Raw genomic sequence first — 14,033 nt, forward strand, 5'->3', positions numbered from 1 at the left:
TTCCTTAACGCATCAAGTGGGCGAGGGTTCGGTCGGCGATGTCGGGGCTGGCAGCCAGGCCTTCACGCACGCCGGCAATGTCTTCGGCGCTGCGGTTCTGGCTGAGCTTGCGCTTGCCTTCGAGACGGTCGATGGGAATGGCGAATCCGACGATGGCCTTGAGCATGCCGTCGATATAGTCGGCCGGCGCATCGTCGACCTTCCACGGTTGCGCGCGGCCGGCTTCATGGCGATCCGTCAGCGTGCTGACGATGTCGAGCAGGCGCCCGCCGTCGCTGAAGGTTTCGGCGTGACCGTAGGCGTGCACCGCGACATAGTTCCAGGTCGGCACGACTTTGCCGTGCTCGGCCTTGCTCGGGTAAAACCCCGGGCTGACGTAGGCGTCAGGGCCCGCGAATATCAGCATCGCTTCAGCGCCGTCGCGCAGGTCTTTCCACTGCGGATTGGCTTTGGCCAGGTGCCCGTACAGCGTGCCGTTCGGGCCTTGTTCGCGGTGCAGCAGTACCGGCACGTGGCTGGCTTGCAGGCCGTTTTCACCGTGGCTCACCAGAATCGCGAGACGGCTGGCGAGGATCAGTTCGTGCAGTTGCGACAGTTCGTCGATGGCAAAGGCGCGGGGCGTGTACATGGAGAGATTTTCCTTGGCGAATGCCTGCATCCTAGGCAGGCTATTGGTCTGTTGTAAGAGCCATTGATGAGCAATTTCATAGGTCCATTGTCATGCCCGAATCGCCCACGCTGTCCATGCCGTTCAATCCGGCCGGTATCGAGCTCGACCGCCGTCAGGGTTTGAGCCGCCAGCTCTATCAGGCGCTGCGTCTGCGGGTGCTGGACGGGCGTCTGGCCAGTGGCACGCGGCTGCCGGCCAGCCGTGATCTGGCGACGGCGTTGGCGATTTCCCGCAACAGCGTGGTGCGCGCCTACGATCAGTTGTACGCCGAAGGCTTCATTGAAGGCCGGGTCGGGGACGGCACGTACGTCGCCCAATTGCCGCAAAGCGTATTGCCCAATAAAAAACTATCCACAAAAGTATCCATAGGGTTTTCAACAGGCTTACCCACAGCCTTATCCACAAATTGGCTGGATTTACCTGTGATTCCATCCAGTAAAGTTATCCACAGCGGTGCTGCGCAGCGTCTGGAAAACAACCATTTATCGTTACCGCCAAGTGGCCCGCCGAAGGCTTTTCGGGTCGGTGTGCCGGCCTTCGATCTGTTCCCGTTCGAGGTCTGGGCCAAGCTCAACGCGGCTTTCTGGCGCAAACCCGATCTGCAGCAACTGTGTTACGGCGATCCGGCCGGGGATCAGCGTCTGCGCGGATTGATCGCCGCGTATTTGCGCAGTTCGCGCGGCATGCAATGCACCGCTGAGCAAATAGTGATCACCAGTGGCGCGCAGCAGGGCATCAGCCTTTGTGCACAGCTGCTGGTGGAGCCGGGCGATGCGGTGGGCATCGAGAATCCCGGCTACCGCGCAGCCGGCCATGCCTTTGCGGTAGCCGGGGGCCGGTTGCACGGGGTGCCTGTGGATCAGGACGGCATTGATTGCACAGCGCTGGGGCAAATTGCCGATTGCCGGCTGGCCTATGTCACACCTTCCCACCAGTACCCGACCGGTGTGGTCATGAGCCTCGCCCGTCGGCTTGAACTGCTGGCCTGGGCCGAGCGCAGCCAGGGCTGGATCATCGAGGACGATTACGACGGCGAGTACCGTTACAGCGGCGCACCGCTGGCTCCGTTGGCGGCACTGGATCGTCAGGGCCGGGTGCTCTACGTCGGCACCTTCGGCAAAGTCGCCTTTCCGGCGCTGCGTCTGGGCTATCTGGTGTTGCCGCAGGGGCTGGTACAGGCCTTCGCCCGACGCCGCGCGGTGGACGTGCGGCATTCGGAAGTCAGCACCCAGGCGGTGATGGCCGAATTCATGGCCGCCGGACATTTTCAACGGCATATCCGCCGGATGCGGCGCGCCGCCCTGAGTCGGCGCAACTGTCTGCTGGCGCACTGGCCGGAGTCCATCGAAGGCGTTGGCGGGCTGCCCGCCGTGGCCGCCGGTTTGCACCTGACGGTCGCCGTGGACAGCATTGCCCGTGAGCATGAGCTGATTGCCCAGGCCGAGAGCGTCGGTGTCGAGGTCAACGGCCTGAGCAGCTACTGGTTGCCTGACTCACGCACCCCGATGGATCGGCGCGCGGGTCTGGTGCTGGGTTTCGCCGCCGTGCCGGAGGCCGATATTCAAGCGGCTCTGGCACGGCTGCGCAGGGTCTGGTGCGCCTGATCGCGTCGACGCTTTTCAGCCAGCGGCCGGGTCCTGCTGGCGGGGGTGGATAAACAGGTCCCTGATGGTCGGGCTGACGATCCGCCGCAGCGCGTTATCCACGGCATCGAAGCGCTCCAGCTCCAGCCGGGTTTTAGCCGGCAGTTCCTGCAGATAGCCATCGGCGATTTTCAGGTGTGCGGCGGTGAAGCGGTCGCTCGGATCGGTCAGCGAGTTGTAGTGGAAATGGGCGACCCACAAGGGTTTGTTCTGGCGACGCTGGTCGAGAATCTGATACTCCTGAAAGTAGTCCTTGCGCTTTTTGGTGCGGATCCGCCCGTGGTCGTTTTTGACGATCTGTACCAGACCGTGTTGATGCAGCCATTGCAGATAACTCTCCCGGGGTCTGCGTCCGGTGAGCATGCTGCCGTAGACGCTGATACCTTCGCGACGCAGGCGCGCCGCCGCCTCGCGCAGTTCCGTAGGGAGACTGCCCACCGGCAGTTCGGCGCGCCGCCGGGCGAGTATCGCGTCGATATCTGCCGCCCGCTGATCGAGGCGGGTGGCCTGCTGGTCGAAGAGATCCTGCATGTCGGCGGGAATGCGCGACGGGCGCTGGGCATCGGTGCGCCAGCGCCGGATCAGCGGCTCAAGTTCCTGGAGCATCTGCATGGCACTGCCGACCATTTGCTCGTCGCTGAGGTTTGGGGTCGTAGCCGGTTGTTTGTGAATGGTCCTGATCAGCGGCAGTTCTTCCTGTGCATGCGCCGTGGAGGTTGCGCTGGACGCGGGCCTGGGGGTTTCGATGACCCGCGGCCGGGACTTGTTGACCTTGCCGGTGGCGCGGGAAGTGGAGGGCGTGGGTTCGGCTCTGGCGGTGACGGTCGCCGGCAACTCTTGCGGTTCCGGCAGGAGCTTGAGCAAGTGCTCGCGCGCGATCTGGTGAAAATCGCTGACCAGATACTGAATGCGCTGGAAGCGAACCGGCTCCAGCTGTGCGGACGAGCTAGCAAATACATCCTCCAGGCGGCGCTCTGCATCGGCGAGCCGGTCGACCACGCTGCTCAATTTCTCGACGTTCGGCGTGAGCTGGTGACGCCGCTCGACCAGTTGATGGCCGGCGTCCGCCGCGCTCTCGAAAATCGGTCCGATCAGCTCCCGTAACGGCTCCAGCACGCTGTCCGGCGCCTCCAGCATCGACAGCTCGATGGACATGCCGATCTCATTGGCGTGCAGGTCGCGGCGGCTGAACGAAGGCATCAGCCGCTTGAGATCAGCGGCCACCTTGCGCGTGGCTGAGGTGTGCTTTTGCAAGGTGTTCAGCGAGCTGTACAGATGCTCGAGACGCTCGACCATTTCGTCGCTGACGGCGATGGCCTTGCTCGCGGCTTGCATCTGCACTGACCGCGAACGGGTCTGTGCCGGCTCCAGCGGGCTGATTTGCGGCGCGACAATGTGCGCGTATTCGCGCAATTTCATGCGCATCCAGCCGCTGAGGAAGCGGTGCTGTTCGACGGTCATGCGCATTAATTCAGCTTGATAAACACCTCCGGTGCCGCCCGCCTCGCGCCACTTTTCCAGCTCTGCCAGGGCCTGACGGTAGCCTGTGGACAAATCGTCGGCCTTGGCGATGTAGGTGCTGATCGCCTCTTCAGACAACGGCGTGTTCTGGTCGCCAGTGTCCAGGGGCAACAGGGCCTCGTCCAGACCGGCCTTGCGGGGGGCCTCCTGTGCGAAGAAACGACGCAGTGCCGCCCAGGCTTCGTCCTTGCGCGCCTCCCGTTCCCGGACAAAGGCGTCGATACGCCGCGTGGGGCCACCGCCACGCAGGCGCAGGCGCAAATCCCAGTGCCAGCGCAGGGTCTTGGGGTCGAGCCGGATGCACAGGCCGGGGCGCGCCGGATGCTCCGGGTCGAGGATCTGCACCGGCTCGTCCGCCTCGGCGCGGACCTGGAACCAGCGTTCGCCGACCTGGGCGTACAGCTTTCCGGCGAACTCGTAGAGATGACGGGCGTTGGCCTGAGCGTTGGCGGCAAGGGCCGGCCTCGGCACTTTCAAGCGCTCGATCGTCAGCAGGAACGAGGGCTGCGTGTTGCGCGTGAGCGGGGTGGATACCAGCAGCGACGGCTGTGGCGCGGGATCAACGGACGTCAGTTCCACGGGGTCGTGAACGACGCGGGGTGGTGCCTCGTGGGGTATCGCGATCGCCGGCAATCGGTCGGAGCGCAGGCGGTATCCCGCGGTGTTTTCGCTGCGCGGGCCGGAGGGCTGGATGCGCCGAATCGCCACCTTCTGCACCAGCAGAATGCTCAGTGTCAGCAGCACGTCGCCGATCGACGACCATTCAACCGAGGTTGCGCCTTGTTCATGGGCATCCAGCGCCTGCTGGATCTGGCTGATGGTTTGCCAGACCCAGACCGCCGCGCCCGCCGGGCCGCTGAGGAAGTTGGCGGCAACGCCGAACAGCGCCCAGCCGCTGTCCACCAGCAGGGCCCAGCGGCGCTCGGCGTTGGAGGTCGACTGGCGATCGGCAAGGTCGGCCATCGCCTGACTGTTGCTGGCAAACAGCGTGGCGAAAATATCGCCGCTCAGGGGAGTGTTGGCCAAGTCGACGGCGGCGGTCAGGTCGAGGTGAATGAACGGCTCGAAGGCCAGTTCGGTCACGGTCCATGGCGAGGGCAGGCCGCTGGAAAACACGTACTGAGCGTACTCGAAGCTCAGTGCCCGGGTCGGCAGCCAGGCCAGTATCGAATCCTGCAGTTCGCCGGGCTGGTAAAACGCGTACAGCAGGTTCTGCGCGGAGGGGAACTGGCGCAGCGGTTGCTCGAGCAGCGGTCGATACAGCAGACACGGACCGCTGCTGCCGTCTCGTGGGCCGATGATGTACATGTTCGCCACGGTGTCGGACGTTTGGCTCAGACGAAAGCGCGGGACGAACGCCAGCGGACGGATCTGCACCGGCCACTGCGCGACGGGCGTCTGCGCGGTGATCGAATCGAGCAACTGGCGAACCAGACGATAACCCTGCTCGTCGACATCGCCCTGATGCTTGAGTTTGCACTCCAGCGCCAGGATCGACAGCAGCCATGGCAACTGGCGGCAGTAGCGGGTCTTGTGGCGCCGGGCTTGAACCGAGTCATCAATCAGGGTGCGCTTGATCAACTGCGGGTAGTGTTCACCGATGTTCACCTCACCGGCGATGCGTTGCAGCAGTTTGACGGTCAGCCAGGCTGGTGCGGACGTGCCGTCGGCGTAGTCGAGAGTCGTGAGGTAGGCAGGCGTGTTGCGCAGGGCAAATTCGCCGAGGCTCAACTCGCGGATGCTGTGCGGATCGGGCAGAACGAATCCGCCGGCTTCGAAGCTGTCAGTGAGGGTGATCCGCAGGTCATCCAGGCGCAGCAGTGAAGCCTGTTCAGGAGGCTGCTCGGCGAGGATGGCGGCGCGCATCTGCTGCTCGGCATAGTCGAGGATCAGCGGGACTTCCCGGACATCGAACGCGTCGCTGTCGGGGCCGCCCCGCAGGTTGCCCAAGGCGCTCAGGTCACTGCTGTAGCGCTGGATATCTTCAAGCGATGCGTTCTTGAGCCATTCGGGGATGGCCTGCTCCAGTTGTTCGAAGCGTGCGTTGTCCTGCGACTCGATGACCTCGCCATAGGGCTGACGTGCGCCGAACCGGGCCAGCGGCGAACGGCTGGCGGGATCCAGAGACTCGATCGCGTCGAGTTGGCAACCCACCAGCGCCTGGACCATGGCATCGAAAATATTGCCGTCGGGTTCATACAACCGCCACTTCAGACCCCGGCCGCTCAAATCCATGTCGAGGCGTTCAGGCAATGTGGCGGCCAGTTGCGCCAGTGAACTGAACGATTCGTAGCCATCTTCGATGGTGTACAGCGCGATCAGCTCTCGATCGCCGGCTGTTGCGGTCAGTACCAGCGCACCGGCGAGCATCAGGTGCCGGGTGCGGCTGCTCTCCGCGAGGTCGAAGACCAGATCGAGGTCAACCAGACGCGCGCGTATGTTGGTCAAACCGCCACTGGCCGTCGCGCGCAGCGTCTTCTCCGGCTGTTGTGCGACGTGCCGGGCGAGGCTGCACTCATCGACCGTCCAGCCGTTGGCGGTGCGTACGTTCAGGGCATTTCTCAGGTTGTCGGACAGCTGTTGCCAGCGCGGCTGGCGGTCAACGGTTTCATTCCAGTAGTGCAACTGGCTTTTGGCAAAACCGAGGAACAGTGCAGGGGCCGTTTCGTTGAGGATTGTGGTGATCGCGTCCATGCCGACCGGCAGGTGCACCGGCTCGGCGTCGTTCGGGGACAGGGTGAGAAAATGCTCGCCTTCGATGTAATTGGCGCTGTCCTGGGTGAACGCCTGCCGCGCCAGCGCATGGGTCAGCGATTCGAAGTGGCTGCTGTGGCTCACCAGACGTTCTCCCTGCGCCTGCCAGAGCGGGGTGATCAGCATGGCTTTGTCCGGGTCGATCGGCAGTTGCGGAATATGCTGCTTCAGGCTGATGCGCAACAGGTGTGCGGCGGCGTCGTGGAGGATCGGTCCGCCGCTGGTCTGCTCGATCAGGCGACTTTTGTTCTGCAGTTGGGGGACAACGTTGGTTCGGGTTGTGTCACTCATGGAATCTGCACCGGTAGGAGGGTGGATGGCGCGGCACCTGCCGCATGCAACCGACAGTAGCGAGGCCTCCACCGGCCCGGGTGGTAGATATGTATAGGGTGCATCCAGACCCGCGCGCGGTGTGCGCGGGCCTGGATGCCGGTCAGGCGAAGAACACCGCAGCGGCTTGCGTATGGCTGATGCTGCTGCGGTGAATCGCGATCAGCTCCTGGTTGCTGCGGTTGTCGCGTTCGACGTAAGCGCCGCCCAGGAGCCGTTGCTCAACGGTTTTCAGGTGCGCGGCGGTGAAGGCGGTCAGCGGGTCCGTCGGCGCAGCGTAGTGAAAGTGCGCGTACCACAGGACTCGGCCGCTCGGTCGGTCGAGAATCGAGTATTCCAGCAGGTAATCCTTGCGCGGCCCTTTGAGGCGCCGGCGCTCGGTGGTTTTGCCGATGCTCACTTCGCCCTTGCCGAGCAGCCACTCGACGCGCGCGGCCGTGGGCGGTTGTTGTTTGGTCAGGCTGATTCGGGCGCTGCGCCCCGTGGCATACAGTGCCTTGGCCTCGGTATCGAGTTGCTGGCGCAGCGCCGAAGCGGAGACCGTGCGGCTCTCGGTGTGGTTGCCGGCGACCAGGGCCTGATCGACTTTTTCCATGGCCTCGTGCAATCGCGTGGCGTGCAGATAGTAGGTTTCCTCGATCTCCGTCGGATTGCGTTGCGCCCGATCAATGTGCGCCTGGGTACGCCGGCGAAACACCGGCAAGCCGTCGATCAGGGCTTGTCCGTCCTGCAGGCTTTTCGCCAGATCGGGGCTTGGGCGAGGCGACGTACCTGGCCTGGCCGGTACCCGTTCGACCCAGTTGCCCGGGGTCTTCTCGTGGAACGTGGCGATCACGCGGCCGGTCAGCGGCGCGCGCACGTCGACCAGATCGCTGTCCTTGCCGTCGGCACTGCGCCGGGGCTGGCCGACCAGCGTGCCCTTGTAACGGGTCTTGATGATTTTGCGCGCCGGGGGTGTCGGCGATTTCGAGGGGCCGGCCACCGGTTCCACCAGGCGTTGTTCGCGCAGCATATTGGACAGCTGCTGCACGGCGTCCTGCTGGAATCCGCCCACGCGTTTTTTGATGTCCTCCAGCCGTTCGGTCATCAGCTCCTGCGGATACTCGGTGACGAGATCAGTGAAGCGCTGTTCGATGACGTCGAACTGTTCCACCAGATTGTTCATCGCCTCGATACGTTCGCCGAGCTGTTCCAGGCTCTCTTCAGCGCTCAGGTCCAGCGCGCTCTGAATATTCAGCGAGGCATCTTCGATCAGGCTTTCCAGATCGACACGCGCTTGTGCGCGAAACTCACCCGGCTCGGCCGTCAGGCACAGCTCTTGCCCCAGCGTGATCTGCAGCAGCTTCAGGTCGTCGAGGGAAAATTGCGGCAGCCGTGGCTTGTACTGCCGGATGGTATCCACCCCCTCTTTGCCCAGCAGGCTCAGTTCGGCGAAGCGCTCGTGGGCGAACTCGATTTTATCGATGATGCCTTTGGTCAGTTCGGCCATTTTCTCGAAGGGATCGCTGCGATCGCTGGCCGCGTTGTCAGCGGTTTCATCGAGCAATCCAAGGGTGACTTCCATGCTCTGGCGAAAGGCCGGGTAGGTTTCTTCGATCCATGACTGCATCAGAAACAGTTGCAGGGAGATGCGGTCGACCATCGCGGTACGGTAGTTGGGCACCGCTTCAAGAATGTTCAGCTCTTTGAGGCCGTCGATGTGCACGCTGTAGGCCTGCATCTGGCTCTCGAGGGTATCGAGAAACTGCTGGCGCGCGGCTTCGGCAGTCTGCGGCGTGGACTCGAGCATGGCGCGGCGCACCGTGACAAGTTGGCTGCGCTGGTCTTCCAGGCTTGCTTCGAAGTCGCGGATGGCCTGTTTTTTCTGGCGTAAATTTTCCGCGTTCGCCTCCTGCAGCTGCTTGCGCCGGCTCTTCAGGCCGCCGGCGCGCAGGCGCAGGCGCAGGTCGATGAACCATTCACCGCGGGCATTGCCGATCAGCAGGGGGCCGCTGCGGGGCGATTGCTGACGGCTGTCGATGATCTGCACGTCATCGTTGTCGTTGAGTGCGACCTCGAACCAGCGGCTGCCGACCTCGGCGTACCATTTTTGTCCGGCACTGCGCAGATGGCGATGCGCGCCCTCGCTGGCGGGAGCGGACAGGGCTTCGGGCCGGCTGATTTTCAGGCTGTCGAGGAAGGTGCCGAGGTCCGCGGGTGCAGGGTGCAAGGCCCCGAGAATGTGCAATGACAGTTGATGGTCGTCCGGCAGTTGCGCACCGCCGATGTCCGGCAGGCGGGAGACGCGGATCAGCGGGCGGGTGGTGGGGCTGCTGATCGGGCGAGTCTGTTCATGGGGGCTTTCCACAGCCTTGTGCGGTACCGGTTTGCGGGTGGCGGCGCGATGGGCCAGAACCATGCCCAGCGACAGCAGCAGGTCGGTCAGCGCTGTCCAGTCCAGCGTCTGCTGTTGGTCCTCGGTGTCGGCGAGGCTTTGCAGGTCATCGAGGATTTGCCACACCCATGCAGCAGTGCCGACGCCGCGTCCCAGAAATGGCAGCGCCGCATTGAACAGCGCCCAGCCGCCCTGCTTGAGGCTGGCCCAACGCGCCTCGGCATTCGAGGTGCTGCTGCGGTCGGCCTGGGTCACCAGTGCCTCGGCGTTGCGCTGGAACAGGGTCGCCAGCAGGTCGCCTTCAAGCACGCGGGTGCCCAGGGTCACATTGGCATCCGGGTCGGGCGCCGCCGTCGGGTCGATCAACAGCTGCGGGATCGTCCATACCGAGGGCAACGCCCCGGGGAACACATACTGTGAATAGTTGAAGCGCACGCGGTCCGGCAACCAGGCCAGCACCGACTGGCGCAACGTTCGCGAATGCTTGATGGCGTACAGCAGGTTGGCGGTTGACGGGTACTGCAACAGCGGTGCTTCGAGCAGCGGGCGATACAGCAGGCACGGGCCGGAGTCCGTCGCGCGCGGACCGATCACGAACATGTTGAGCACTTCGTCGCTGTTGCCGCCCATGACGAAGGCGAGCGGGCGAATCACGATGTCCTGGCCGTCGACCTGGCGGTCCGCCGGCTCGGCGGCCAACGCGGCGGCCACATAGCGATAACCCAGCTCATCCACACCGGCTTCGCCGCGGATCTTGTGTTGCAGCGCCAGCAGCGGCAGTTCGATCGGCAACTGACGGCTATAGAGCTGGCGCAGGCGGGCAGCCTGGGTCGCGTCTGTGATCAGCCGGTTTTGCAGAAACTGGGGGTAGGCCTTGCCGATGTTCACCTTGCTCACCAGGGTTGTCAGATACACCGGGGTCATCCAGGACGGAACTGCGGTGACGCCATCGCGGTAGCGCACGCTGAAATTTCCCAGCGGCAAGCCCGACAGATTCTGCAACGCCAGTTCAACCAGGGACAGGGTCAGGGTCTGTTCATGCTCCGGTGCCACGAACGTGCCCCAGACCACCACGCTGGTGTCGGTGAGTTCCACATCCTGCAATGCGAACTTCTTGTCCGGTGCCAGATGGATGGCGTCGTTCAACTTTTCCAGGGTGAATGCCTGAATGCCCGGCACCTCGGTCTGGAAGGTCTTCCCGGCGTTCTGTTGCTGCACGGCGACCAGATCCAGCAGATGCCGGCTGTAGCGAGCCTGATCGGCGGGCGCAGCGCTGGCCAGCCATGCCGGCAACGATTGCTCGACGCGGACGATGGCGGGCGAAGGGTGGGGGGCGACGCTGTCGTCATCGCGACGGGAGCGCGATATCCCGCGCCCGGTACGCTGGAAGAAGTCGATGTCACCAATCGCCTGGGCTTCCAGCGCAATCAGCGCGCAGGCCTGGTGAGCGAAAAAATTGCCCTGGGGTTCGAACAGTCGCCACTTCACATGGATGTCGCCAACGCCGCCTGCCACGGGCCAGTGCAGTGATTGTTGCAGCTCGGCGAAGCTGTCGAAACGCTGGAAACCTCGGGGTAGCGAATGGCTGATGATCAGGGTGCGCGGGCCGACGGTTCCGACCAGCACGACCGTGTCGAGAATGTTGAGGTGGCGGCGGGTGGATGCTTCATCCAGGTCCAGATCAATCAGGCAGGCGCGGGTCTGATAGGGGTCAGTGGGAGCGCGCAGGCGTTTGTCCGGTTGATTGAACACGGCACGCGCCATGGCACGCTGATCGGCGTCCCAGCCGTTGTCGTCGCTGACGTTCCACAGCTGCTGCAACGACTGCGAGAGCTGATGCCAGCGCGGCATGGAGGGGCTGACGATATCGTTCCAGTACTCGATCTGTTGCTCCTCATAGGCCTTGAACAACAGCGGGGCGAGTTCGTTGAGCAGGGCGCCGATGGCCTCGATCTTCACGGGCAACTGGATACCCGATTCCTGGGTCAGAAAGTGTTCGCCGCCGATGAAGGTGACCGCTGTGCCCGACAGGCTCAGGCGGACCAGCGCATCGGTCAGCGATTCGATCTGGTAAGGCCCGACCTCGATCCCGTCGTCATCGACCAGCCAGGTCGGGGTGGCAATCAGCGCCAGCGCCGGGTCGATGGTCACCGGCGGATCCATCCCGGCGAGAGCGGGGCGCAGGGCCCCTGAGGCGACTTCGGTGAGCGAGGGGCCGCTGACCAATTGTGTGAGTACATCGACAGCGCTGGGGGCGGTGCTTTCGGGCATGACCAAATCCTTGTCTGACGTTGGCGGCCTGCGGTGTGCAGTGCCGGACAAGGGCGAAGGTAGGGCGCTGGTCAGGACGTCGGGTGGTACATAGATATCGCCGGCAAAAAAAGACCCGCAACGGTGCGGGTCTTGGGTTCAGTGACGGCTCAGGTGCCGGACTTGATCTTGGTCCAGGCCCGGGTGCGTGCCCGCTCGGCATCCCGCGGCAGCGGTTGCAGGGTGTAGAGCGTGCCCATTGCCGCATCGGTCGGGTACAGATTGGGGTTGTTGCGGATCGCCGGATCGACCCGTTGCGTGGCGTCCTTGTTCGGGTTCGGGTAACCGACAAAATCGCTGACTGGCGCAATCACCGCCGGTTGCAGCAGGTAGTTGATGAAGGTGTAGGCGTCCTCGGGGTTCTTCGCGCCCTTGGGAATGGCGAGCATGTCGAACCAGATCGGTGCGCCTTCCTTGGGCAGGCGCATGTCGACCACGACACCGTTCTTCGCTTCCTTGGCGCGGTTGGCTGCCTGCGAGAAACTGCCGGAGTAACCGACCGCGACGCAGATGTCACCGTTGGCGATATCGGCCATGTATTTGGAGGAGTGGAAGTAGGTGATGTACGGCCGGATCTTCATCAGCAGCGCTTCAGCTTTCGCATAGTCCGCCGGGTTTTTGCTGTTGGGGTCCAGACCCAGGTGTTGCAGGGCCAGTGGCAGGATCTCCGACGGCGAGTCGAGCAGGGCGACGCCGCACTGCTTGAGCTTGCTGATGTTGTCTTCGTTGAAGATCAGGTCCCAGCTGTCCACCGGCGCGTTGTCGCCCAGCGCGGCCTTGACCTTGGCCGGGTTGAAACCGATCAGGATCGTGCCGTACATGTACGGCACGGCGAACTGGTTGCCCGGGTCGTTGGCCTCGATCAGCTTCATCAGTTTCGGATCGAGGTGATTCCAGTTCGGCAGCTTGCTGCGATCCAGCGGCTGAAATACGCCGGCCTCGATCTGCTTGGCGAGGAACACGTTGGACGGCACCACTACGTCATAGCCGGAGTTGCCGGTCAGCAGCTTGGCTTCCAGTGCTTCGTTGGTGTCGAAGATGTCGTAGACCAGTTTGGTCTGGGTGTTCTGAGCCTTGAAGTCTTCCAGCGCCTTGGGCGTGATGTAGTCGAACCAGTTGTAGACGCGCAGGGTGCGTTCTTCGGCGTGGGCGCCAACGCTGAGCAGCGCCGCGCACAGGGCTGGCGCAATGCAGTGCTTGAGTCGGCTCATTGTGCAAAACCTTCCAGCACATTTACTGCGTTGATGCCGATTTCTTCCACCGCGTAGCCACCTTCCATGACGAACAGCGTCGGTTTGCCGAGGGCGGCGATGCGCTTGCCCATGGCCAGGTAATCCGGGCTGTCGAGTTTGAACTGCGAGATCGGATCGTCCTTGAACGTGTCGACGCCCAGCGACACGACAATGATGTCGGCGCCGTAGCTGTCGATCTCGTTGCAGGCCTGTTCCAGCGCCGCGCTCCAGGTGTCCCAGCCGGAACCGGCCGGCAGCGGATAGTTGAAGTTGAAGCCTTCACCGGCACCTTCACCGCGTTCATCTTCGTAGCCGAGGAAGAACGGAAACTCGGCTTCCGGGTGGCCGTGGATCGAGGTGAACAGCACGTCGCTGCGCTCGTAGAAAATCGACTGAGTGCCGTTGCCGTGGTGATAGTCGACGTCGAGGATCGCGACTTTCCTGTGGCCGGCATCGAGAAATGCCTGGGCGGCGATGGCGGCATTGTTGAGGTAGCAATAACCGCCCATCAAGTCGCCGGCGGCGTGGTGTCCCGGTGGCCGGCACAGGGCGAAGGCGCTGTGCGCGCCGCGCTGGATTTCGGCCTGGGCGGTGAGGGCGACTTGTGCTGCGCTGTAGGCTGCTTGCCAGGTACCGGCGGTGATTGGCGCGCCGCCGTCGAAGCTGTAGTAACCGAGCTGGCCGTGCAGGCTGGTCGGTTTGATCTGCCGCAAGGTGCGCGCTGGCCAGGTGTAGGGCAGCAGGTCACCGTCGGTGTTGAATTCGGTCCAGCGCGCCCATGCGCCTTTGAAGAAGTCGAGGTAGTCGCGGCTGTGGATGCGTGCGATCGGCTCCAGGCCAAAATCCTTCGGCGCTTCCACCGGGCCGAGGTTCTGGTGTTGTACCCGTTGCAGCACGTGGTCGGCGCGCGACGGCATTTCGAAGCACGGCTTGAGCTGGCCGTCGATGAGTTCGCAGCGGCCGTGGTGCAGGTGGTGATCGTCCGAGTAGATCGTCAGCATTTGTTGTTCTCCGCAGGGGGCTGATTCGGTTGCCCCCAGTGTTGCGGCGCGCGGCGAATCGGAGAACGGCAGGAAAGGCCAAAAGGGGATCGATATGGCCAAAAACTCTGACCGCAATTCGCCCCTCTTTTCAGTACAGCCTTGCTTCGATTCAGGCATGAAATGCATCCCGGTGGGAGCGGGCTTGCTCGCGAATAC

Annotated in this window: 6 protein-coding genes; 1 reads left to right on the plus strand and 5 read right to left on the minus strand. The window is 63.5% G+C overall.

What is annotated here, in order from left to right; genetic code table 11:
- Window positions 1–4 precede the first annotated feature (4 nt).
- The gene (locus JFU48_RS07485) at window positions 5–628 is read right to left on the minus strand and encodes an FMN-binding negative transcriptional regulator (protein ID WP_045122683.1); all 624 of its coding nucleotides are present in this window, start codon (window positions 626–628) and stop codon (window positions 5–7) included.
- A 92-nt stretch (window positions 629–720) separates the two neighbouring features.
- On the opposite strand from JFU48_RS07485, the gene pdxR reads away from it, so the two are divergent.
- Window positions 721–2,274, plus strand: a complete 1,554-nt coding sequence (gene pdxR / locus JFU48_RS07490; RefSeq protein ID WP_201136212.1) for a MocR-like pyridoxine biosynthesis transcription factor PdxR — start codon at window positions 721–723, stop codon at window positions 2,272–2,274.
- A 15-nt stretch (window positions 2,275–2,289) separates the two neighbouring features.
- Here the strand turns inward: pdxR and JFU48_RS07495 are convergent, their stop codons facing one another.
- The 4 genes from JFU48_RS07495 to JFU48_RS07510 form a co-directional block, all read right to left on the minus strand.
- Window positions 2,290–6,879, minus strand: a complete 4,590-nt coding sequence (locus tag JFU48_RS07495) for a dermonecrotic toxin domain-containing protein (protein ID WP_201136213.1) — start codon at window positions 6,877–6,879, stop codon at window positions 2,290–2,292.
- 142 nt (window positions 6,880–7,021) lie between these two features.
- On the minus strand, window positions 7,022–11,563 hold the full coding sequence (locus JFU48_RS07500) for a dermonecrotic toxin domain-containing protein (protein ID WP_201136214.1): 4,542 nt from the start codon (window positions 11,561–11,563) through the stop codon (window positions 7,022–7,024).
- A gap of 149 nt (window positions 11,564–11,712) precedes the next feature.
- Entirely contained in the window at window positions 11,713–12,813 is a 1,101-nt protein-coding gene (locus tag JFU48_RS07505; RefSeq protein WP_201136215.1) for a polyamine ABC transporter substrate-binding protein, read from the minus strand.
- A complete protein-coding gene (locus JFU48_RS07510) occupies window positions 12,810–13,835 on the minus strand; it encodes a histone deacetylase family protein (protein WP_201136216.1) in 1,026 nt (341 codons plus the stop codon). The genes JFU48_RS07505 and JFU48_RS07510 overlap by 4 nt, the downstream gene beginning before the upstream one ends.
- Window positions 13,836–14,033: the final 198 nt, after the last annotated feature.

This window comes from Pseudomonas sp. TH49, assembly GCF_016650625.1.
GTDB classification, from domain to species: Bacteria; Pseudomonadota; Gammaproteobacteria; order Pseudomonadales; family Pseudomonadaceae; genus Aquipseudomonas; species Aquipseudomonas fluorescens_H.